Raw genomic sequence first — 23,876 nt, forward strand, 5'->3', positions numbered from 1 at the left:
TGTCATTAAGTTAGGCATTTCGAAACATCATGAAAAAAGTGCACAAACCAATCACGGGTTTGTGCACTTTTTTTCATGAGAAAGCAGTCTAGGAATTATCCTTCACCCCAATATTTCTTTGTCCCCATTCAACAACGGATTCAATTAAAGGCACTAATTCTTTTCCAGATGAAGTCAGAGAATACTCAACTCTTGGTGGCACTTCGTTATACTGCTCCCGATGAATGATTCCATATTCTATAAGATCCCTCAGTGAGTTGGTTAAGGTAGTCCCTGTTATTCCATGCAATCTTCTTTTTAACTCGTTATAGCGTATGTTGTCGTTCTCACTAAGAATGGCTAGGATCGGGAGGTTCCACTTTCCGCTGATTACATGGAATGCGAAGGTTGCAGGACATAATTGATCAAGTCTAAATTCGTATTTCATACATAACTCCTGTCCAATAGTATTATAAAAGATACATAGTATTAAAAATAAACGTACTTGTTTGAATTTGTATTGGTATTATAATACTCCCATACAAAGAACTTCTACAAGAGGGCACTTTCTTTGATTCTCCAGTGAAAGGTGATTTATATATGAATAATTCAAATATGATGTGTGACCTTAAAACCGGTGTCTGTGGGCCAGGGGATGAAGAGCAAATGGAAATGATCGACTTTAATCTACAGTCCCCCAAAATCACACTTTACTATGCAACAGATCCGATCTGTTCCCACTGTTGGGCGCTTGAGCCGGTACTCAATCGTTTTATTCTGCAGTATGGTCAATATTTTAACGTGAAGACGATTATGGGTGGTTTGCTTTCTAGCTGGCATGGTTTTGCAGATGTCTCCAATGGCATTCAGCAGCCTTCAGATGTTGCGGAGCATTGGAGAGAAGTCGGTTTACATTCACGTATGCCTATCGATGGTTCTTTGTGGAAAAACAATCCGATTCTTTCTTCGTACCCGCCATCTAGAGTATACAAGGTTATACAAAATATATATCCGGGTAAAGAAAATGAGTTTTTGCGTCAGGCAAGAGAAGCTGTATTTGCCTTCAATCAGAATATTGGAGAGGAGCAAACATTAGTTGATATAGTCAACAACATTGGGCTAAATGGCGAAAAAATAGTGGCGGATGCTGCTCTTGGATCGGCACAAGATTTGTTAGAGCAGGATTTTGAGTTAGCAGGCAGACTTGGTGTACGTGGATTTCCAACTATTATCATGGTGAATGAAGAAAATAAAGGTGTTAAAATTGTGGGGGCACGATCATTAGAAGCCTATGTCGACGGACTTCAACAAGTTTACAATGGAGATGTAAAAGCTGAAAATGTTCCACCTCTCTCTGAACTTATCAAGGAAGGAAACATTTTGTTCTCCAAGGAAATTGAAGTGTTGTATGATATTGAATCTAGTGATATGGAGTCATTTATAGCCACGGAAATGATAGAGGGGTCATACAGTATTAAGCGGGTTTTAGGTGAATCATACGTAGTATCTTAATTATAATGAAAGAAGCCAGTAACCCAAATTACTTTGGGTTTACTGGCTTCTTTGGCATTTGCGAGGTGGATCTGAGATCGCAAGTGATGATCTGGAGAAACCGCTTGGACGTCCAGCTACTCCAGTAAAAGAAGCAATCCAACTAATTGTTAGCGATTTATCCCAAACCGAAAAATAAGCTATTACAACATAAAAAATAGAATATTATACAATCCAGGTAACACAGAACTAAAGCGTAAAAGCTTCTCACCCACAATTTGAGTAGTAAATATATTCGAACATTTGAGGATCAGACAGAGGAGCGGAAAGCGATATTGTCACAGTTACTTGATGGCATAGGGGAGCATTGTTTTATCCAGGGTCCCATTTTTTTCATTATGGTGTTCATACAAAAAAATGGTAATAGTGCGTCTTTATGTTATGCTAAGCCTAGATTTTAGATGAAATAGAGACCGTTAGGAGGGCGTTATATTATGCGAAAATCATGTATACTCCGAAAGCCCCCTTTTTCTCAAGTTAATTAAAAAAATGATGGTCCTTTAGCGAATTTGTAACAGGCCCTGTGACAGGGTATAATTTACTTGATATAACTAAGAAATCGTTGCTTAACGACTAATAAAGGGGATTTCAAATGTACAGAACAGTTCAAGATTTTCTAGGTGACTGGGCAAGCGCTTCTGCAGGGACGATTCGCGTTCTTGAATCGCTTACCGATGATAAATTAGATCAGGTAATTGTTGAAGGTCACAATTCATTAGGATGGTTAGGTTGGCATTTGGCAACCTGTCCGATGTTCTTTGGTGGTCAGGTAGGTTTAACGCTTACTCCAGTAGGCAATCCGAAGGAAGTTCCGGCTCATGCGGCTGTGATTGTTGAAGCTTATAAGAATATTGCGGCTAATATTGCTTCTGAGGTAGAGAAGTTGACGGACGAGCAAATGGTTGAGAGTGTTCAGACATTTGCTGGATTAACGCCTCGTGGTGCTATGCTTAGATCTCTGATCGATCATCAGACACATCATCGTGGTCAAATGACAGTCCTTTTACGTCAAGCAGGTCTTCGTGTACCTGGCGTAATTGGTCCTACTAGAGAAGAACAAGCTCAAATGAAATAGTTATTGGTACCTTTCCCTAATGATAGATTGGCGACTAGGGAGGGTACTACGAAAAAATCTCGTTTCCCAGACGTTTGTCTTGGAAACGAGATTTTTTGTTGTGGATGTAGTCCTATCTATTATTGCTAAAGATTGCAACTTCTTTTTGCGGGGTTCGGCGATCTCAATTAGCCTGCTTCAATTTGGTGCATATATTCTCTGGGAGAGATCCCCGTTATTTTCTTGAAGACCTTACTGAAATAGAAGGCACTTTCATAACCGAGTTTTTGTGAAATTTCATAAATACGACCTTCTCCCCGTGCCATCATTTCCTTGGCAGCAGTGATTTTGGTCTCCGTGATATATTCCACATAATTGACTTTAGCGACTTTGGAGAACAGATGGCTCAAATAGTTTGGACTGAAATTGAAGACATCGGCCACTTGATTCAGTGAAAGCTTAGTGTCGAGATTTCTTTTGATATATTCCTGGACATTTTTGACGATTTGTTCTTTATAGCTTTGTCTTCGACTTGATAGAATTTCCGAACAGCCGTCACGGAACTGAATTAACCAGCCGGCGATCTCTTCAATTGTATGCATCTGATAGATGGCCCGGTAGCCTTCCGGCTCATTTTCGAAGATATGCTCAACAATGTTTTCTCCATCTGCTAGTAGCGAAGTGGCCATATATAGAATATTGCAGGCGGCATCGGTGGCGGGTACCAATAAGTCGGGGCGGTCTTCAAAGATTTCAATCATTTTGGAGATGATGGTGTACAAAGCAAGAGTATCTAATTCTTCAAATGCACGGCGGATTTCCGAACGGGATTCGGAGAAATCAAACAACGGATGCTCTTGCTCTAGAGGCTCACCCTCAGCGAAAAAAACAAAGGACCGTTCTTTCACAGCAACCGGCAATGCCTTTCGGGCTGCAAGGTAGCTCTCCCGCAGCAAATAAGGCTCCTCGACCGCAAACCCTATGGCACCAATAATCGTTACATTGAAATAGTTATGTAGTACGGATGCCATGTCGGTAAGTTGTTTCTCAATGGCAGACATCCAGTGACTAGGATTGACTCCGGGGACAGGCAGAGCAACGGCGAAATTGCGCAAGTCAAGACTGGTTACATAGCAAGGATTGATAGAGGCAAGTGTATCCTTTGCCAATTGTACTGTGCTTGAGCATAAAGCGACCAGCTTATCCCCACGGGGTGGGACGGTGTCCGGACCCAGAATCCGGCAGGTACAGACCAGGTAGGCGGGCTCGGAAAAGTCTAACGCCAGATCCTCTTTCTGCAGGAGATACTGGTTCTTATTCTCGAACAGGTTGTTGAACAGGCGAATGAAAAACTTATCACGCTGCGCCTGAAGATTCCCGCGGTGAACAAGCTTAGGGTAGCTTTCCATCGTCTGGTAACTCTCAAGAAAAGAAATCGCCTTTCGAATGGATTCGGACAGCGCTTCCGGAGTAAGTTCCAGCTTTACTAGATAATCCGTGGCTTGCACCTCTATGGCTCCGCGTGCATATTGAAACTCTTCATAACTAGTCAACATAATGAACAACGGAAGTCGACCATATTTTTGGCGTATTGAAGCGGCAACTTCTAAACCGCTCTTTATCGGCATTTTGATATCGCTGATTACGATGTCCGGGCGGAGCGTGTCAATCATTTCTTCTTCTTGGGCACCGTTGTGCGCGATACCGACAATCTCTATATTATACTGCTCCCATTTCAGCATAGACTGCAAGCCGATGCAGACTAGAGCTTCGTCGTCGGCGATTAATAATTTAATCAATTTGACCACATCCTTGATAGATTTGCCAATCTACTCTTTTTGTATAAATGGCAGAAGAATTTTCATTAAGGTATATTGGCCCACTTCACTCTCAATCGAAAGACCGTAATTCTCCCCAAAAGCTAGCCGCAAACGCTCATCTACACTACGGAGTCCAACGTTCTCGAACACGCCCTTAGTTCCATCCTCTGGAGCACACAGAATGGTGGAGATTTGTTCTTCCTTCATGCCTACACCGTTGTCTTCAATCGTAACCAGGATATCGGCAATGCCACTTTTTTTCACTGTGATGAGAATATCTCCTCTGCCTTTGGGCTCGATGCCATGGAAGATAGCATTCTCAACCAGAGGCTGGAGTGTGAAGCGGGGAATCAGCCCGGAGAGCAGTTCTTCATCTTCGATTTCCTTCACCATCGAGACCGTACTGCCATACCGGTATTTCTGAATCAGAAAATAATCATCGAGCAGGCTTAACTCATCTCTCAGTGGCATCAGCCTCCGGTTGTCTTTGGCGATGCTGCGCAGCAGTCTGGAGAGTGAGGTAGTCATTTCAGCAATGCCGGTAGCATTCTGAATGGTAGCCATCCATTTGATTGAATTCAGTGTGTTGTACAAAAAGTGGGGATTGATCTGACTCTGCAGCATCCGGTACTCTAGCTCCTGTTTCTGCTTCTCATCAGCGAGTCGGCTGTCCATGAGCGCAACAATGTCCTGAGACAGACGGTTGATGCCCCGTCCGACATCACCGAGTTCACTTTTCCATTCGATATTACGGTCCAGCAAGAAATTGCCCTGGGCTATCTTATCTATTCGCTTCTTTAATTTTTCTACCGGAAGACTAATAGTGCGAGTTAAGTACAAGGTAATAATGCCGCTTAAGACGATAACGAGTAAACAAACGCCGAGCATTACTAGAATCCATATATTCGCTTTGGGAGCGAACTGATCATTGGATAAGGTCTGTGACAGAATCACTCCACTGCGCACGGGATAAGAGACCACGATTTGACTTTCTTCATTCTCCAGCTTGATCATGGACAGCTCGGTTTGTGGGCCGACAGGCTTATCATCAGTATAGGCTATAGGTTCATACGGTGTAGTCATCGCAGTTACTTTATCGCCAATGAGTTGATAATGATGATTGCCTAGCGTCAGCAGCATTCGGGAGTTCTTTGGCAGGGAATAACCCTTCAGCTTGTCGGTAATTAAGGAAGTATTGGCGAGTAAGTAGACCGTTCCAATTCGGGCAGCCCCATCTCCGTAAATAGGTAGAACAAAAGGAATTCCATTAGTGGTGGAGAGGGGGTCTTTAATCACTTGTTCCCACTGCTCAACAGCATCTTTATTTAGTCCGGGAATTTGACCGATATTGTGTACAGTAAGCGGAATTGAAGTACTGACGGAATTATCCACCTGCAGGAACTTTCCGTTGTTGCCCGTAACAATCAAGCGGCGGACATAGCTATTAGAGCGATTGATCCGAAAATCCTCCTGCATGGAGTTAAAGGCATTAACAGCATCCTTGGCGCTTGCTTTTGGAGAAACAAAATAATCAGTGAGTAATGTATTAGTGGACGAGTTGGTGCTGTTGGTCATCGCCAAAGAGGACAGATTAATCAAATCTTGTTCAATAATATGTGAAACTAGCTGTAGGTTGAACTCGGTCGCCTGGATGGTTGTTTTACGCTGATAATAGGTAATCAATTCATAGCTGAAAAAGGACAGCAGAGCGGCAATCAACAGCGCAAATAGGGTCATAATCAGAATAATACGGCTCTTAATGGTTGATTTTCTTACCGTTGTGAACACTCCTCTACAAAAAGCGGGGAAATATAAAGCGTTTTCAAAAATATCTTTCAATTCATGCATGTTTAAAGTTAATCTTCTATTTATAATATGCTTAACTGGTTTATCGATATCCATATTAACACCTTAGCATATTCCTGCAATTCCATACAGTGGAAGACAGAGGAGCTGAGAATTTTACATGTTTTAAATAGGATTTTACAGGTTTGAAGCGAGGAGGAAGAGAAGAACAAAGAAAAGTGAATGAACTGAGTTTGAAAATACATGCCATTCCAGAGAGGAAAGTCTTAAACTTTGAAATAGATCGGATGAGCCGATCCGTGTAAACAATCAGAAGGAAAAGGGGATTTTCAAATGAAATTAAAAAGATTCTATGGCATGACTTTAGCCACAATACTTTCCCTAAGTGCGCTAGCCGGATGTTCCGGTAATAACAACAACGAAGGCAGTGCTGCAACAGCTGCTCCAGAAACGAGTAATTCTGCAAGCGCTTCCGCTGATCCGAAGCAAGAGCCTGTGACCTTGAAATGGGCACTGTGGGATTGGGAAGCCACTGCATACTATCAGCCGTTGATCGATGCCTATAAAGCTGAGCATCCAAATGTAACGATTGACTATGTGGATCTTGGTTCCACTGACTACATGACAATGCTGAGTACACAGTTGTCCGGCGGTGCAGATCTGGATGTCCTTACAATTAAAGATATTCCTGGCTACTCTAACCTCGTGAAACAAAATCATTTAGAGCCGCTCAAGGGCTTCATGGGAGACCAGAACATTGATCCATCCTTATACGGCGGTACTGTAGAGCAGATCGAAGTGAACGATGAAGTGTATGCGCTTCCTTTCCGCAGTGATTTCTGGATCGTCTACTACAATAAGGATTTGTTCGACAAAGCAGGAGTGGAGTATCCGAGCAACGATATGACATTTGACCAATATGATGAACTTGCTAGAAAAATGACCTCCGGCAGTGGTGCTGAAAAAGTATACGGAGCCCACTACCACACTTGGCGGAGCGCAGTTCAATTGTTCGGTATTCTGGATGGCAAGAACAATGTTGTTGGCGGCAACTACGATTTCCTGAAGCCAACCTATGAACGGATCTTGAAAGAACAGGAAGACGGTATCGTTATGGATTACGCTACACTGAAGACTTCAAGTACGCATTATTCCGGAGTATTCTATAACAATTCCGTTGCGATGATGAACATGGGTAGCTGGTTTATCGCGACTCAAATTGAAAAGGTGAAGAGCGGCGAGTCCCAATCAACCAACTGGGGAATTGTGAAATATCCTCACCCGGATGGTGTGGAAGCCGGTACAACCCTGGGTACAATTACTTCTCTGGCAGTAAATCAGAAATCCAAAAATAAAGAAGCGGCACTTGATTTCATGAACTTTGTGACGGGTGAAAAAGGTGCTAAAGTCATTGCTTCCACCGGAACTATTCCAGCGATTAAAAACGATGAAGTTATCAATTCCATAACATCCATCGACGGTTTTCCTACGGATGAGAACAGCAAAGCGGCACTGACTACTGTTCAGACGTATTTGGAGATGCCAATGCATGAAAAGAGTGCAGACATTGAAGTCATTCTTAACGAAGCCCACGATAATATTATGACCAAAAACGCTTCGATCGACGAAGGTCTGAAGGATATGAATACTCGCGTACAGCAGCTCTTGAATAATTAATCTTAAGAGACTCGGTGAATTCTAAGGGCGGGTGAAAGCCCGCCTTTTATAGCAGACAGTATAAATTTGCTCGAAGCTTTAGAAGGTTTGGAGGAGAAAGAATGCAGAACGAAACCATATTGGGGACAAAAAAGATCCCTAAACGTCATTTGTCAAAAAGTGTCCGGGAAAACCTGGTAGCTTACAGCTTCATTGCGCCGAACTTTATCGGATTTGCCGTGTTTACACTGGTACCCATGTTTTTTGCCTTTATCCTTGCTTTTGTGAAATGGGACGGGGCCAATCCAATGAAGTTTATTGGGCTGGACAATTTCACCCGGCTCATCAAAGATATAACATTTCATAAAGCGTTATGGAATACCATTGTCTACACCATCGGTGTTGTACCGTTCACTATGATTGTAGCGCTAGCACTAGCGATTCTACTTAATCAGAAGATAATGGCTCGTAATTTCATGAGAACCGTATTCTTTTTCCCTTATGTAGCATCCTTAGTAGCTGTTGCTGCTGTATGGAACTTTATCTTCAGCCCTACGATGGGGCCGGTCAACAATATTCTACATACCCTTACCGGTATTCCGCTGGAGGATCTTCCCCGCTGGGCGGCAGATAAACACTGGGCAATGTTCACAGTAATACTGTTCACCGTGTGGAAAAACATGGGTTATTACATGGTCATTTACTTGGCAGGTCTTCAGGGGATTAACCCTGAATTGTATGAGGCTGCTGAGCTAGATGGGGCCAACGCCTGGAGAAGATTCCGTAATGTGACGGTTCCTCAGCTAGCGCCAACCTCCTTCTTTGTTCTGATGATTTTGGTCATCAATTCGTTCAAAGTCTACGATATCTTTATCAACCTATTTGCGGGCGCTGATAACCAGTTGAACGATTCTACAAGAGTTATGGTTTATCAAATCTACAATACGGCGTTCCGTTCGCTTGATTACGGATATGCCAGCGCCATGGCCATTGTATTGTTTCTGCTGGTACTTGGCATCACCATCGTCCAGTTCCGCGGCGAGAAGAAATACGGACAATAGGAGGATTCAAAAGATATGGTGGGTACAAATAAAGGAATTAGAATCGGCACGATGGTGCTAGTGTATATTTTGTTGTTTGCGACAGTGCTCTGCATGCTTGTTCCGTATATATGGATGTTATCTTCTTCACTCAAGCTGAACAAGGATGTGTTCTCGTTCCCGATGCAATGGATTCCGGCGAATCCGCGCTGGGAGAATTTCGTGGATATTTGGACCCGTATTCCACTGGATCGATTTATTTATAACACGGCGAAATTATCAATTATCGTAACGATTTTGCAGCTGTTGACTTCAAGCTTTGCTGCCTATGCATTCTCCAAATTGCATTTCAGAGGGAAGAATGTTTTGTTCCTTGGATATATCGCTACGATTGCAATTCCTTGGCAGGCTTATATGGTGCCGCAATTTATCTTGATGCGTTACATGGGACTTAACAATACCCATTTAGCAATCATTCTGCTACAGGCATTCTCGGCTTTTGGAGTATTTCTGATGCGCCAGTTCTATCAAGGAGTCCCAGATGAATTATGCGAGGCGGCACGAATCGATGGCTTGAGCGAATATGGGATTTGGGCGAGAATCATGTTGCCACTATCCAAGCCGGCCTTGTCTACATTGACGATTTTTACCTTTGTTGCTACATGGAACGATTTCTTGGGGCCAATGATTTATTTGACGGATACGAAACTCAAGACCATTCAAATAGGACTAAGAATGTTCATCTCGCAATATTCGGCCGAGTATGGACTGATTATGGCAGCAAGTGTGGTTTCTATTATCCCGGTAGTAATTGTTTTCCTGGCTTTGCAAAAATACTTTGTGCAAGGTGTTGCAGCATCTGGTATTAAAGGCTAGAAAGTATGGAATCTGGCAGTTGCAGTCATCGCATGCTGCCAGTTTTTTTTAGCTTATTAATGAAATGAATGCGCTTTCTTTATGTGTTGCCGAGAGGCGATTTATAGCAAAAGGAGGATTAAAGAATGAATAGAAAACACTCCGTTAGAAAAAAGCTGTTCTCAATGATGATGACCTCTGCACTTGTAGTTGGAATGTTTCCGGCTCTCCAAATGCCGTCTGTATCTGCAGCTACCGTGGATACTTTCTTTGCAGCCGCCTATATGGGGGCGAAGACATCTTCTGGCACTACCTTGCCTGCTAGCATAGACATTGGAGGCCAGTCTGAGACTGTGAAATGGAATATTGGTGAAGATACCTTTGCCGTTCCTTATGACACAGTGACAGTCACGGGTACAGCGAATGGTATGCCGGTTGTTGCCAGTGTAGAAGTTATTCCATCATCAAGCAATCCATTGATTTACTTTGTGGACAGCGGCAGGGGAGGCGATTCCGTAGGGAATGGTCCTACTACTTCGCCGCTGTATGAAGCAGTCAAAACGTTGTCCGGCAGCGCTTTGCTCAACCAGTTGCCGGATCAGAAATATGTCAGCGGAACGACGGCCTGGGGATTTGATGATTCCATAAACAAGGTGAAGAACTCCAAAGACGGAGGACTTACCGATCCTGCTACTGATCCATCCATATGGACAGTAGGACTTCGTGCCGACCCTGCTAGCAATCATATCGTTTACAAATTAAAAGCGCCTGAAGCAGGAACCTATACACTCAGTAGTGGTTTCCATGATTGGTATGGCAGCCGCACTCGGGTAATACAGCCTCAGATCGAGTATAAGGATACAAATGGAGCAACAAAGATGCTCTCGTTTGCACCATTTAATACCAATGTGACACAGCTTATTTCCGGTGAATTCACGATTCCCGGTGATATCGACGCTAGTAGCCCCATGACATTGACCTATGCCTATGTCTCCGGTGAGAAGCCTATCTTGAGCTGGTTCGCCGTTGCCAAGGGAGGGATTCAGAAAGAGATCGAAGATACTCGGCAGACTGCAGCTTCTATGGTCAAGGTTCTGCTCGACGGCAACGATATTAAAGCGGACAACGTCAACGGCCTCACGTTTAAGGGATTTGGCGTACTAAGTGCCAACAGCACCAGTGCCCTGTTGATGGATTATAAGGCTGAGCATCCGGATGCTTACGCAGAAATGCTGCAGATTCTGTTCGGTGGAGATCATCCCATCATGACACATGTGAAAATCGAGATGGGTAATGACCGCAATAACTCTACCGGTCCAGACCCGGCCACAATGCGTACGCCTGATGAAGAAGCCAATGTCACCCGGCATCCCGGTTTCCAGCTTGCGGCAGATGCCAAGGCTACGAATTCGGATCTCAAGGTGAGCATCCTGCGATGGAGTGCTCCGGCCTGGGCGAGCGACAACGATAAAATCTATACCTGGTATAAAAATACCATTCTTGCCGCTTACCGTGAGTATGGCTATATGGTCGACTACGTCAATCCCCATATCAACGAGCATACGCCGGATTTGACGTGGACCAAACAGTACGCCGAACGTGTTAAAACAGATAACGAAGGTTTTGCAAGCCCAGAAGAGCAAACGCTCTATAATCAGATCAAGATTGTGATTTCAGATGAAGTCGGGATCGGATCATTTGGCGGCAGTATGGTAAGCGATGCTTCTTTAAGGGAAGCGGCTCCGATCGCCGGATATCACTATAACACTGACGACGACAGCGCAGGCAATTTCAAGAAGCTCGCAGAACAATATGATATTGAAGTATGGAACAGCGAGGCGCAGTCTACCTTCAGTAACTCTGCCTTCCGTCCCAACAATAATGTAAAGGATCCTACAGTGGCAGGAACCGGCATCGGCGGTGTTGGCAGTCCGCTGGAGATGAGCAATACGATTATTAAAGGATTCGTCAATTCCCGCCGGACGCACTTTATTTATCAGCCGGCCATCGGCTCTTTCTACGAAGGCGGTCAATATTCGTTTAAGGAACTACTTAGCGCCCGTGACCCGTGGTCGGGATGGATTCACTATGATGCAGGCCTTGTTGCATTGCAGCATTACAGCTGGTTCGCCAATGTGGGCTGGGAGAACGAGGATAATACTGCAGGGATTTGGAGAGCGGTACCTAAGGCTAGCTCTACGGGTGCGACAGGCACCAACCCTGTTAGCGGACGCAACGGTTCTCCTAGCTATATGACACTTGCTGCACCTGACAAAAGCGATTTCTCAACCGTTATCGTGAATGACAGTGAGTATGCCAAAACCTATAAACTTCAGACGTTAAATATGAACTTTGACGGGAATCCATCACTGGAAGTATGGGAGACTCGTGCGGCCGACGCGGGGGAAGCCTTCAACAGTAATTATATGAAATATCTCGGGGATGTAGCTGTTGATGGCAGCGGGGTTTATACCGTTCATGTCAAACCATATTCAACAGTGACTGTGACCACTTTGAAGAACAAGGACAAAGAGGCGTATCAAACACCGTTACCTGTAGAAGGCGAACGCACTGTGCTTGATACCGATGCAACGGGGAGGGTTCAAAATACCGCGGACAATATTCTGTATGCCGATGATTTTGACTATTCCAATCAATCCGTTGTGAAGATCGGAGCAAGCGGGCAGAGTGAGGGTACCCAAAGCTATATAGAATCCCGTGGCGGCTCTAAAAGTGTGATACCGCGCTATACACACGACCGTAACGGTGCATTCGAGGCATATCTTCCGGACGGGTCTGACAACTATGTTCTGCGCCAACAGCTGGATTCGGGAATTATGGGGCTGGGCGGCACTTGGAACGGTGGAGATCCCGTGACGGCTATCGGCGATAACCGATGGACGAATTACAGGGCCAGTGTAGATGTTTCGTTCGAGACGAACAATACGCAGGGCGGAGCCAATTATGCTGCGATTGGCGCACGATATCAAGGAGGTGGCAGTTCTCACACTATAAACGGCACACCTTATGTGTTGAAATTCTGGTTTGACGGAGGCTGGCAGCTGCTGGTCAATAGTAGTGCAGTAGCGAGTGGTAATGTAGTGAGCGGTTCCGGTGGAGTTAAGCTCGACGGATTTAACGCCGCATATGATGACTGGCATAACCTTGCCATTCAGGTTGCAGGTGATAAAGTGACTGCCTATCTGGACGAGGTGAAGCTGGCCTCTTATACTGATCCGAACCCTGAATTGTCTGGCCGGGTAGATTTAGCCAGTGGATATTATCATGTTCGCTTCGATAATTTAAAAGTTGAGACGGTTGACGGCTATGCACCATACTATTCCGAATTACTGGATAATCTTGAGATGTTTGACCTAGCTGCTACACCGGGTCCTAAACTGAAATACAGTGGGTCGTGGAGTCATCAAAACGGTGCAGGCATGTATATTTACCAACGTTCCCTCTCTACTACTCAAGGTGTAAATGCTACGATGGAATATTCTTTTGAAGGCACGGGGCTAGATATTCTGGGACCGAATAATGGATCGGCTAAGCTAGAAGTGACCGTTGATGATGAAATTGTCATGCTGTCAGCCGATACCATGGCTTCTAAAGAACTCTACCAAACGTACACCCTTCGCGGACTTAAATATGGACAGCATAACGTTCAGATTAAGGTGTTAAGCGGCACATTGGTTGTGGACGCTGTAGCAGTAGTATCCGGTGAGGTAAAGGGAGCTGTGGATACAGCTGCACTACAAGCAGCGGTAACAGCATCAAAAGAAATTAATAAACTGGATGAATATTCTGAGAGAGATTGGCTGCTTTTTGCAACCGCACAGAACGCCGCACAGGAAGCATTGGAGAATGCTGCTGACTACAGGCTGGATCAAGAAGGAGCTATACATCTTGCGGGACGTCTGATCTCTGCTCAGAACCAATTGACTACAGGGGATGTACGGGAGCTTATTGCTCCTCAGGATATGGCTACTGCTGTCGGTAAACTGCCGAATCTTCCTGATAAGCTGGAGGCTACTCGTGAAGATGGATCCAAATTGTTTGTGTCCGTGAAATGGAATGTAGACGCAGTTAGCTTTAACACACCGTATGAAAGGGTAGCTGTAACTGGCACTTACGGCAATCTAAAAACCATGGCTTATGTAGAAGTGGTACCAGAAGGTCTCGTATACTTTTTGGATCTCGGTGTCTCAGGGGATGTTGTCACACCACCTTATACGGTGATCAAAAATTTCGCGGGCGATAGTCTTTTAAATAGTACAGCGGATCAGCTGTCAACAGGTACAGTATGGGGCCATACCAATACAGGAGCAAATTATAATCTGAAAGGGCTCGGAGGTGCCGTGGTTATCACGGATAAAACTCAGACAGGTGTTTACAGTTCGAATACAAAGAACACACCTCTGATCTATACCCTCCCATTAAATGCAGGAAAGTACACGATTACATCGTTCCATCGGGACTGGTGGAATATGAGTAACCGCACGATGGATATTACGCTTAGTTATACTGATGATGAGGGAAAGACGGTGAACGAAACGGTTAAGACCGGTGTACTCGCAGGTCCTAATGGCATCATGATCAACCACGACTTTACGCTACCTGTGAGCGGTATCGTAAAATATTCGATAAACAACACAAATAGTCAGGCATCTGTGATTAGTTACTTAGCGGTGGCGAAGGACAGGGCCAGCATTGCCAATGAGCAGGCTGTAAACGAGGCTAAGAGCATTATAGAAGGTGCTGCATACAGCGTGCAGAAGGAAACCGCTAACAGCGAGGACGGAGTCCGGACTTGGTTGCTCCAAACAATGAACGGCTTAATCGGGTTCAGTGGTACGGGGGTTACGATGGGGGATATCACTCTATCTTCGTTCCAGGAAGCTACTGATGACACGGCCGGCAGCTTCAGCTTCACAGTATCACTGAACAAGGGTGAGGCTAAGGCAGAAGCTGCGGCAAGCGGAACGATAAAGCTACCGGAGCCAGATATGACGCAGCCAGAGATTACTTTGATAGGTGAAGCCATAGTCAATCTGCAGATCGGTTCTGAATATACGGATGCCGGAGCCACTGCGTATGACGCCCAAGACGGTGACATCACAGATCGCATCTCCACAACGGTCAGCAGTGAAGTGTATGGTTTGACCGAGTTAGATACAAGGAAAGCGGATATCTACACCTTCCATTACAATGTCAGCGATGCTGCAGGCAATTCTGCTGCGGAAGTCACCCGCAAAGTAATCGTATCGGAAGATCCGGATGTACTGAAGCCGGTCATTACACTGCTTGGTGAGTCAACTGTTCAACTGGACAATGGCGCAAGTTATACAGATGCCGGAGCCACAGCAGCAGATGAGCGTGATGGTGACATTAGCGAACGAATTGTGGCGACAATTACGAAGGATGGAAATCGTACTGAGACGATAGATACCCTATCGGCGGGTACTTATATTTATCATTATAATGTTAGCGATTCCGCGGGAAATATGGCCGTTGGAGTCACAAGAACAGTTACAGTGGAAGAAGCACAGCAACCGCCGACTTCAACACCAACGGTAGAACCAACACCGACAGTTGAGCCAACGGCAAATCCGACACCCACACCTACACCTGTAGTAACCTCAGGGCCAGTGTCAACAACGGCACCGACAGCAGTGGTATCGCCGACACCAACGCCGTTGCCGCAGACCACGAGGATTCTTATTAGTGACGATTTCTCAGCTCCGGTTGGAGGAGTAATAACGGTTCAGCTCACTGAAGGTACGGATTCCGTATTATTACCTGAGGGATTATTAGATATCACAGGAGCGAGCAATCTGCGTCTCGTGTGGAATACATTTGCTATCCATCTGACCCCAGAAGCGCTGAAGAGTATCCAGGAAAAAGCTGCTGGAGGTCAAACGGAAGGAGCACGAATTAAGCTCTCCGCTGTGAAGGTATCAAGAGCTGCCTTAGAACAACTTATGAATAATCCGGCTGTCAACGGTTCAGTTCAGTTAACTGCTGCTAGTGACGTAATTAACTTCAGTCTGGAAGTTATTAGTGCAGGCGGCACTGCCGTACAGGTAACCCGTTTTGACAAACCACTGACGCTTACTTTTATCGTAGATTCGAATGCTAATTCCGGTTTGCTTGGTATCTACTATATAGCGGCGAACGGAGCTCTTGAACTTATGGGTGGAACGCTAGCTGATGGAAAATGGAGTGCTGAAATAAAGCATTTCAGCCAGTTTGCGGTTCTAGAGTATGACAAGATATTCTCGGATGTCAGTGAAGATAGCTGGGCTAGGGATGTTATTAAGACAATGGCGGCAAAACATATTATCCAAGGTATTTCTGATACCGAGTTTAATCCGCAGGGGAACGTGACAAGAGCACAATTCGCGGCCATGATTGCAAGAGCGTTAGGCTTAGAGGCAGGAAGTCATTCAACGTTTGTTGATGTGGATTCCAAAGCTTGGTATGCCGAAGCCGTTGCAGCTGTAAGCGAAGCTGGCATAGTGCTCGGTCGCAGTTCGGATACATTCGCACCGGACAACAGCATCACCCGCGAGGAAATGACTGTAATGATCGTTAGGGCTTATGAATTTTCACAAGGCAGCAAAATGAATGATATTTCTGAGAGCTCGTTCAGTGATTATTCCCAGATTCATGACTGGGCACAGAAATCAGCCAGTTTCGCCGAGCAGGCGGGGCTCATAAAGGGACGCGGAAATAAGCAATTCGCACCTCAAGAGGGGATGACCCGTGCTGAAAGTGCGCAAGTGATCGCCAATCTGCTGAGACATTTGTAAGCTGTTTTTCCATGAACCTGGCAGCTGCATTTAGCGGCTGTCAGGTTTTTTATAAGTTCAGAGAAGGGATTAGAATTGCGAGGCGAGGATTAGTAGCCATATCAGCTTTTTTTGCCGTATTTTCCAGGTGGAATGCCCGTGATGTTCTTGAAAGTACGGATGAAATTTGCATAGTCATTGAAACCGGATAAATAACAGGTATCGGATACGGTGTTCCCGGCGGATAAGAGCTGTTTGGATAACGCGATCTTTTTAAGCAGGACGTACCGGTAGATTGTCCCACCGGTCTGTTGCTTGAACAGGTGACTAAGATAATATTTATCGATGTTTAATTCTCCGGCGATCTGCTCAAGCGACAGATTCAGATGCAGATGGTTATCGATATAGCGCATGGCCGATTGAATATGTGAAGAAATAATGCTGGGTATGGTGGTAACGGTATGGTTATAAAGCTGATTAATAAGGACCAGGATCTGAATCAGATAAGTCAGAGCCAGAACCTCACTGCCGTATTGTGGGTTGTCCAAAATTGCAATTAAGCGGTAGGCAAGGGTCGTATACTCTGAAAGCAGTGTTTCATCCATTTGTGCGAGATTTTGCTCCCCGGGCTGACGGTTCTGGAAACAAGCGAGCAGATTTGTGGTTGCAGTGCAGAAGGGATATATAAGTGGAGCTTTGAAATGGATTGTTAAGCGTTCATAAGGTTCTGGAGATAAATTGATGATTTTATGTATTTCGTGATTGTTAAATAAGAGCACATTGCCCCGCTGAAGCGGATAGCTGTACTGATCCACAAATCCGTTCACCGTGCCGCCAAGAAACAGGAAGATTTCGTAGTGGTCATGAATGTGAAAATCTCTGGTGGGTGAGATCGGTGAATTGCCGATGCCCGCCAGTATGTCGCCTTCGAAAGGCTGATAATACTGGGCATGTTTCATCCGGATGGCCCCTTTCAGATTGATAGCAATAAACGCAATAAATGATCATTAATCGCAAAGACATTGCAATAATACAACACTAAACTATAGAAGAAGATTACGCAATAAAACAAGATAGAGCTGGTCAGAACAAGAGTAGTAGGAGAGTCTGTACCTGCTGAATAGACGCAATTGAAAGGGTGGATTGTCTATGACTGGTACGAAACACCGGAAATATTGGCTGGATACGATGTTACAGATCGGGAATCCGGTTCTTGACGCTTTGTCGCAGAGAAAATTAAAGGAACGGCTGCCTGCGGAGTTTCATGGTGATAGGAGCAGGTTTGCGTATTTGGAAGCGTTTGCTAGATTAGCCTGTGGAATGGCCCCATGGTTAGAGCTTGAAGGGCTGGAGGGTGAAGAGGAAAAGCTTAGAGCCCATTATGCCGTACTGATGCTGGAATGCATTGATGCCGCTGTCGATCCATCTTCGCCTGACTATATGGATTTTAAGTCCGAAGGCCAACCGCTGGTCGATGCGGCATTCCTCGCCCACGCGTTGGTGCGCGCGCCGAAGCAGCTTGCCAGGCGGCTGAATGCGCGGGTCAAAGTTAATTTAATAACAGCCTTGAAGCAAACGCGCCGGACTGCACCGAGCGGCAGCAACTGGCTACTGTTCAGCGCAATGGTGGAAGCGGCTTTGTATATCCTCAACGATCCTGAATATGACCGGATGCGTGTTGGTTATGCGATTCATATGTTTATGGATTGGTATAAAGGCGATGGCATATACGGTGACGGCAAGGACTTTCACTGGGATTATTACAACAGCTTTGTTATTCAGCCGATGCTGGTGGATGTGGTGACACTCTTTGAACGGGAGTCGGAGCAATATTCCCAATTGCGGCCGTTGATACTGGAACGGGCACAGAGATACGCAACTGTTCTGGAACGGATGATTGCACCGGATGGAACTTATCCCTTTATCGGGCGCTCTATTGTCTACCGTTTTGGTGCGTTTCAGCTGTTGTCGCAGGCGGCGCTCCAGCATTTCCTGGAGGAATCGCTTTCTCCCGCGCAGGTACGCTGCGCCTTGACTGCTGTAATTACACGGACTATGGAATTTCCGGGCACTCTGGATGAGAACGGGTGGCTACGTCCGGGAGTATACGGCTACCAGCCAGAGCTTGCTGAGAGCTATATCAATACGGGCAGTCTCTATTTATGCGCATTTGTATTTCTTCCTTTGGGGCTTCTTCCTTCTGATCCTTTCTGGGCAGGAGCAGAATTGAAGTGGACGGCACAAAGGATCGCAGCTGGTGAGGATGTTATGAGAGATCATGCCTTGAGCAATTAGAAGGATCTAAGCTGGTGGGGCAAAAGGAGGAAGAAAGCATGAATAGACAGGAGCTTTTCGGAATGATCGAAAGGATGAAGCCGGTAAATCTGAGCTTGTATTATCCTGATGGAGATTCGGATGTTTTTTGGACACAGGCATCATTATCCGAGCTATTGAAGGAAGATATCTGCGAAATCCGCGCAGAGGCTCAGAGATTAGACGGCCAGCCTATACCGGAGCTGACGGATACGCTTTTTTCAATTTATGCGCGCATGGGTTCGAGGCTGGAATATGAACGGGTCTATTTCGAACGGAGAAGAAGGCTGAACACATATGTATTTATGACCTTGCTTGAGCCGGATAATGTCAGACTTCTGGAGAACCTGGAAAATACACTATGGTCTATATGCGAAGAGTACACTTGGTGCCTACCAGCCCATCTTCCTTCAGATCATAATGCAGAGAATATCGATCAGTTTATTGATCTGTTCTCCTCGGAAACTGCTTTTACACTGAGTGAAATTTCGCTACTACTGGGAGAACGACTTCCACAGCTTCTTCGATTTAGAATAAGACATGAAGTAGAGCGGAGAATATTTCGACCATTTATTGAATGTGGTCCTTATGAATGGGAGACTGCAAGGCATAATTGGTCGGCAGTTTGTGCAGGTTCGATTGGGGCAGCTGCCTTGCTGATGTTGGATGATCCTGCTGCGCTAACGGATATCCTGCTGAAGACAGAACGAAGCATGAGTTACTATCTGGAAGGCTTCGGGGATGATGGGGCCTGTCTGGAAGGTCTGAGTTACTGGAACTACGGATTTGGCTATTTTACGTATTACAGCGATCTTCTCCGGGTCAGAAGTGAGGGAAGAGTAGACTGGTTTGCAACAGACAAAGTGCGAAGTATCGCTCAGTTCCAACAAAAAATTTTCATCGGCGGCAATTTTGTCGCCAATTTCTCAGACTCAGAGCCTCAAATTCACATACATATGGGCTTGTCCCATTATTTAGCTGATACCTATCCAGAAGTAGAATGTCCTCCGCCTGTGCTTCGCGCTCCTTACGCTAAGGATCATTGCAGCCGCTGGGCTCCGGCTTTTCGAAATCTCATCTGGAGAAGGACCGGCGATGAGAAACAGGATCAGGATTGGGGAGCCGCCAGTTATTATCTTCCTGATGCGGGATGGCTTGTCTCGCGTTATCAGTCCGGAGGAAGTTCGTTCGGCTTCGCGGCTAAAGGAGGGCATAACGCTGAACCTCATAATCATAATGATCTGGGGCAGTTCATTCTGTTAGGTGAAGGCGAAATCTATGCAGCGGATCTCGGCAGTGGAGAGTATACGGCTGAATATTTTGGGGCTGGCCGTTATCAATATGATTGCAATGGCTCGCAGGGACATTCGGTTCCTATCATCGACGGCCAGTATCAACAGTCTGGCAAGGAGCATAGTGCTACAGTTCTGTATGCGTCGACTGTTCCGGTGAGGGATGAACTGACGCTGGAGCTGTCTCTGGCTTACGAAGTGGAAGAGCTTCAATCTTTTGTCCGTTCTATGGTTTGGTACAAGGAGCAGCGTCCTCGCTTGGAGTTAACGGACGAGTACCGGTTTAACGGTAAGTTAGTGAGCTGGACGGAGCGGTTCGTAACCTGGCGTCGGCCGAAGATCCTTCGTACTGGCGTCGTGTTGCTGCCGGGAACTGAAGTCGGCGGAGTTGAAGTGATCTACGATGCCCAGATTGTAGAGCCAGAGATTACCGCTCGTGAGTACAGGGATCATTTCGGCAGGGAAACGGCCTGGTATACTCTCGACTTTCATTTGCTTCAGCCCGGTGCTGTAGGGAAATTAGCATTCACCTTTCAATTTATATAAATGATGAAAGAACTAGAGAACAATTCGAAGAAGGCGGTGTTTGATATGAATATTACGGATAACCAAACTTGGCTGGATGAAGCTTGGAGCAAGGCACTTGAAAAGACAAGATGTAACAGTCGAAAGATCGGCGCAGAATTTCCACATGCAAGTCAAGGGGGGAGATATTTGCTAGAAGCGCCGAATTGGTGGACAGCAGGGTTCTGGCCGGGAATGCTTTGGCAGTTTTATTCTGAAAGCGGGGACGAAAGTCTAAAAATAATCGCGGAGCGGTGCGAAGAGAGACTCGACGAGGTGTTGGACGGCTATGTTAAGCTGGATCACGATTTAGGTTTTATGTGGATTCTTACAAGCGTGGCAAATTACAAGTTAACGGGTAGCGAGGCATCGCGAATTCGGGCATTAAAAGCGGCCAACTACCTGGCTGCCCGCTTCAATTTGAAAGGACATTTTATTCGGGCTTGGAATCCATGGAGTGAAGGGGAAGACAACAGCGGAGTTGCTATTATCGACTGCTGCATGAACACCAGTCTGTTGTTCTGGGCTTCTGAGACATCGGGAGATCCACGCTATCGTCATATCGCTGAGGCGCATATGGATACTGTTCTTGAGCATTTTATCCGACCGGACGGCTCCGTGTACCACATCGTCAAATTCAACCCGGAGACGGGTGAAGTCATGGAAAAGCTTGGCGGGCAAGGTTATTCGCCCGAATCTGCTTGGTCGCGCGGCACGGCTTGGGCCATTTACGGTTTAGCGCTTGCCTATCATCATACGAGCAAGCAGAGCTATCTGGATGCAGCCAAGCAGGTAGCACATTTCTTCTTGACCCGTTTGCCGGAGGATCATGTTCCGCATTGGGATTTCCGCGCGCCCGGTGAAGTCGGCGAAATTCGTGATAGCTCCGCCGGTTCCTGTGCGGCGAGCGGTTTGCTTCTGCTAGCGGACCAGGTGGATGATTCGGAGTCCCATGTGTACCGGAACGGGGCTATAAGAATCGTGGAATCGCTCTACAGGAATTATGGCAGTTGGGACAATGCGGATGAGGAAGGGTTGCTGCTTCACGGTACGAGTAACTACCCTGAGAACCGGAATATAGATGTTCCTCTTATCTACGGTGACTTTTTCTATGTCGAAGCACTAGCCCGGATTAAGGCCGCAGGACCGTTCTATTGGGAGTAGGGGGTGATCAGGATGAACACAAATAAGACATCTTTCCGGATTAGCGATAATCCGTTAAAGACTCGGGAGGATCTGGTGATCGCCCTTGAGCAGCTTACGGATCCGCTTCGGCCGCACTACAGCAAAGGCGGCGCAAGGCTTGAAATCGGTAAAACAGGGGCGAGCTATTCGGCAGCAACTGCTGAAATGGAAGGTTTCTCGCGGGTGTTGTGGGGTTTGGTACCCCTGCTCATTGGTGGTGGAGACAGTGAACTCTGGGACATCGTGCTGGATGGCATTCGGCATGGCACTGATCCTTCTCATGAAGAATATTGGGGAGAGGTGAGGGATTACGACCAGCGTTTGGTCGAGATGGCGGTCTTCGGTTTCGCATTAGCAGCCATTCCGGAAAGGATCTGGTCGCCACTTGCTCCGAAGGAGCAGGATCAATTATACCGCTGGCTGAATCAAATAAACGCTCATCCTTGCTATGACTGCAATTGGCTGTTCTTTAACGTTCTAGTCAATGTCGGATTCCGCAAAATCGGTCGTCCCTACGACGAAGGACAGTTAGAGAACAATTTGAAGCGTATGGACGATTTCTATTTGGGCGAGGGCTGGTACAGCGACGGAATTAACGGCCACAGCGATTATTACGTGCCTTTTGCTATTCATTACTATGCGCTGCTGTACGCAAAGCTGATGGAGCAGGAAGACCCCGAACGTTCCCGTGTGTTCAAAGCACGAGCTCGATTGTTTGCTGCCGATTTCATCAGCTGGTTCGCACCCGACGGATCCGCCCTTCCTTATGGGCGCAGTTTGACTTACCGTTTTGCCCAGTCGGCATTTTGGAGCGCCCTTGTCTACGCAGACGTTGAAGGATTCCCTGCTGGTGTGGTAAAAGGTCTGGTGCTGCGGAACCTGCGCTGGTGGTTTAGCCAGCCGATTGTTGACGCCGATGGTGTACTGACCATCGGATACGCTTACCCGAATCTGGTCATGGCGGAGAATTACAATTCTCCCGGATCTCCGTACTGGGCGCTGAAGACTTTCCTGCCGCTGGCTCTCGGCGCAGAGCATCCGTTCTGGAAGGCAGAAGAACTGCCGCTGCCAGTCCTTCCGGATGTCATGATTCAGAAGCCTGCACACCTTGTCATCATCCGCGAGTCTGCTTCCGGTCATGTGGCGGCCTTCAACAGCGGACATTTATATACGAATGAACATACCCACACCTCGGCCAAATACGAAAAATTCGTGTATTCAACAGGCTTTGGCTTCAGCGTGCCCCGCTCCGAATGGGGGCTCTCTCAGGGAGCGTACGATTCTATGCTTGCACTGAGCGAGCACGGAGACAACTTATATCGGGTATGACGCCAGAATATAGAATCTGAGATTATGGACAACGTGCTTCGCTCTGTCTGGAAGCCGTGGGCCAATGTTGAGGTTCAGACCTGGGTTGTCGCCGGACTTCCTTGGCATATTCGAATGCATCGAGTCGAAACTGGACGGTCACTGGATACTGCGGAGGGGGGATTCGCACTTGGTCATGACAATGAATTCATATCCAAGAGCGATTTGGCTGGTGTGATGGCCTCCACTGCTTGGGGAACCAGTGTAATCAAGGATTTGCTAGGTTGTCGGAAGGGCGAGTTGGTCTGGCCGAACGCCAATACGAACCTGCTTCGCCCTCGGACGGTGCTGCCAATGCTGACGACTACCCTTGAGCCAGGAATTCATTGGCTCGTTTCGGCCGTATATGGTTCCCCTTCAGAGGGGGCTTTAGATATCCAGGCTGATCAAGCTGATGAGGTTCTCAAGCATTCACCTGAGCAAGATTTGAAAGTTAAGTTCAGCGAGGGAACGGTAACCATTGTTACTCATTCTGGGAGAGGAATCGTCCTAAATTTACAATAAGTTGATTGAATTTGCTCATGCTTATTGAAGAATCACTGCAACAGCTCTAAAGCAGAACTACTGCATTAGAGCTGTTGTTTGTATGTCAAATTTTA

At 46.3% G+C, this 23,876-nt stretch carries 13 protein-coding genes and 1 pseudogene; 10 read left to right on the forward strand and 4 right to left on the reverse strand.

All coding sequences use genetic code 11. From position 1 onward, the window contains the following. Positions 1-88: 88 nt before the first annotated feature. Positions 89-427, reverse strand: a complete 339-nt coding sequence (locus tag ACDZ28_RS19920; protein WP_042126439.1) for a helix-turn-helix domain-containing protein — start codon at positions 425-427, stop codon at positions 89-91. A gap of 152 nt (positions 428-579) precedes the next feature. Between ACDZ28_RS19920 and ACDZ28_RS19925 the strand changes: the two genes are divergently transcribed. Both ACDZ28_RS19925 and ACDZ28_RS19930 read left to right on the forward strand, forming a co-directional pair. Next, a complete protein-coding gene (locus ACDZ28_RS19925) occupies positions 580-1,491 on the forward strand; it encodes a DsbA family protein (protein WP_375102579.1) in 912 nt (303 codons plus the stop codon). Between the two features lie 631 nt (positions 1,492-2,122). After that, a complete protein-coding gene (locus ACDZ28_RS19930) occupies positions 2,123-2,605 on the forward strand; it encodes a DinB family protein (protein ID WP_042126443.1) in 483 nt (160 codons plus the stop codon). A gap of 167 nt (positions 2,606-2,772) precedes the next feature. Here ACDZ28_RS19930 and ACDZ28_RS19935 read toward each other — a convergent pair whose 3' ends face one another. After that, on the reverse strand, positions 2,773-4,383 hold the full coding sequence (locus ACDZ28_RS19935; protein WP_042126444.1) for a response regulator: 1,611 nt from the start codon (positions 4,381-4,383) through the stop codon (positions 2,773-2,775). A 30-nt stretch (positions 4,384-4,413) separates the two neighbouring features. Continuing rightward, positions 4,414-6,252, reverse strand: coding sequence for a histidine kinase (locus tag ACDZ28_RS19940; RefSeq protein ID WP_375102580.1), 1,839 nt, complete (start codon positions 6,250-6,252; stop codon positions 4,414-4,416). A gap of 291 nt (positions 6,253-6,543) precedes the next feature. Between ACDZ28_RS19940 and ACDZ28_RS19945 the strand changes: the two genes are divergently transcribed. From ACDZ28_RS19945 to ACDZ28_RS19960, 4 genes are all read left to right on the forward strand, one after another. After that, entirely contained in the window at positions 6,544-7,887 is a 1,344-nt protein-coding gene (locus ACDZ28_RS19945) for a sugar ABC transporter substrate-binding protein (RefSeq protein ID WP_042126446.1), read from the forward strand. A gap of 101 nt (positions 7,888-7,988) precedes the next feature. Further along, the gene (locus ACDZ28_RS19950) at positions 7,989-8,927 is read left to right on the forward strand and encodes a carbohydrate ABC transporter permease (RefSeq protein WP_375102581.1); all 939 of its coding nucleotides are present in this window, start codon (positions 7,989-7,991) and stop codon (positions 8,925-8,927) included. 15 nt (positions 8,928-8,942) lie between these two features. Further along, on the forward strand, positions 8,943-9,782 hold the full coding sequence (locus tag ACDZ28_RS19955; RefSeq protein WP_081954054.1) for a carbohydrate ABC transporter permease: 840 nt from the start codon (positions 8,943-8,945) through the stop codon (positions 9,780-9,782). Between the two features lie 125 nt (positions 9,783-9,907). After that, positions 9,908-16,576, forward strand: a complete 6,669-nt coding sequence (locus ACDZ28_RS19960) for an S-layer homology domain-containing protein (RefSeq protein WP_375102582.1) — start codon at positions 9,908-9,910, stop codon at positions 16,574-16,576. Between the two features lie 101 nt (positions 16,577-16,677). Here ACDZ28_RS19960 and ACDZ28_RS19965 read toward each other — a convergent pair whose 3' ends face one another. Then, on the reverse strand, positions 16,678-17,514 hold the full coding sequence (locus ACDZ28_RS19965) for a helix-turn-helix domain-containing protein (RefSeq protein WP_375102583.1): 837 nt from the start codon (positions 17,512-17,514) through the stop codon (positions 16,678-16,680). Positions 17,515-17,704: 190 nt separating this feature from the next. On the opposite strand from ACDZ28_RS19965, the gene ACDZ28_RS19970 reads away from it, so the two are divergent. The 4 genes and pseudogenes from ACDZ28_RS19970 to ACDZ28_RS19985 all read left to right on the forward strand — a co-directional run bounded on the left by ACDZ28_RS19970 (position 17,705) and on the right by ACDZ28_RS19985 (position 23,781). Continuing rightward, a complete protein-coding gene (locus ACDZ28_RS19970) occupies positions 17,705-18,850 on the forward strand; it encodes a DUF2264 domain-containing protein (RefSeq protein ID WP_375102584.1) in 1,146 nt (381 codons plus the stop codon). Positions 18,851-18,888: 38 nt separating this feature from the next. Further along, complete coding sequence (locus tag ACDZ28_RS19975) at positions 18,889-20,706, forward strand: hypothetical protein (RefSeq protein ID WP_375102585.1); 1,818 nt, start codon at positions 18,889-18,891, stop codon at positions 20,704-20,706. Between the two features lie 45 nt (positions 20,707-20,751). Further along, positions 20,752-21,888 carry a glycoside hydrolase family 88 protein gene (locus ACDZ28_RS19980; protein ID WP_375105382.1) on the forward strand — a complete coding sequence of 379 codons (1,137 nt, stop codon included), beginning with the start codon at positions 20,752-20,754 and terminating at the stop codon, positions 21,886-21,888. Between the two features lie 12 nt (positions 21,889-21,900). Continuing rightward, positions 21,901-23,781, forward strand: a pseudogene (locus tag ACDZ28_RS19985) (DUF2264 domain-containing protein). The last annotated feature ends 95 nt before the right edge of the window (positions 23,782-23,876 follow it).

It is taken from the genome of Paenibacillus sp. RS8 (genome assembly GCF_041956825.1).
Taxonomy (GTDB): Bacteria; Bacillota; Bacilli; order Paenibacillales; family Paenibacillaceae; genus Paenibacillus_AQ.

Excerpts from the sequence above, each read along its gene's own strand:
- ACDZ28_RS19950 (WP_375102581.1), top strand. The coding sequence starts at position 7,989 with ATGCAGAACGAAACCATATTGGGGACAAAAAAGATCCCTAAACGTCAT.
- ACDZ28_RS19920 (WP_042126439.1), bottom strand. The coding sequence starts at position 427 with ATGAAATACGAATTTAGACTTGATCAATTATGTCCTGCAACCTTCGCA.
- ACDZ28_RS19925 (WP_375102579.1), top strand. The coding sequence starts at position 580 with ATGAATAATTCAAATATGATGTGTGACCTTAAAACCGGTGTCTGTGGG.
- ACDZ28_RS19975 (WP_375102585.1), top strand. The coding sequence starts at position 18,889 with ATGAATAGACAGGAGCTTTTCGGAATGATCGAAAGGATGAAGCCGGTA.
- ACDZ28_RS19970 (WP_375102584.1), top strand. The coding sequence starts at position 17,705 with ATGACTGGTACGAAACACCGGAAATATTGGCTGGATACGATGTTACAG.
- ACDZ28_RS19945 (WP_042126446.1), top strand. The coding sequence starts at position 6,544 with ATGAAATTAAAAAGATTCTATGGCATGACTTTAGCCACAATACTTTCC.
- ACDZ28_RS19940 (WP_375102580.1), bottom strand. The coding sequence starts at position 6,252 with ATGCATGAATTGAAAGATATTTTTGAAAACGCTTTATATTTCCCCGCT.
- ACDZ28_RS19965 (WP_375102583.1), bottom strand. The coding sequence starts at position 17,514 with ATGAAACATGCCCAGTATTATCAGCCTTTCGAAGGCGACATACTGGCG.
- ACDZ28_RS19960 (WP_375102582.1), top strand. The coding sequence starts at position 9,908 with ATGAATAGAAAACACTCCGTTAGAAAAAAGCTGTTCTCAATGATGATG.
- ACDZ28_RS19930 (WP_042126443.1), top strand. The coding sequence starts at position 2,123 with ATGTACAGAACAGTTCAAGATTTTCTAGGTGACTGGGCAAGCGCTTCT.
- ACDZ28_RS19955 (WP_081954054.1), top strand. The coding sequence starts at position 8,943 with ATGGTGGGTACAAATAAAGGAATTAGAATCGGCACGATGGTGCTAGTG.
- ACDZ28_RS19980 (WP_375105382.1), top strand. The coding sequence starts at position 20,752 with ATGAATATTACGGATAACCAAACTTGGCTGGATGAAGCTTGGAGCAAG.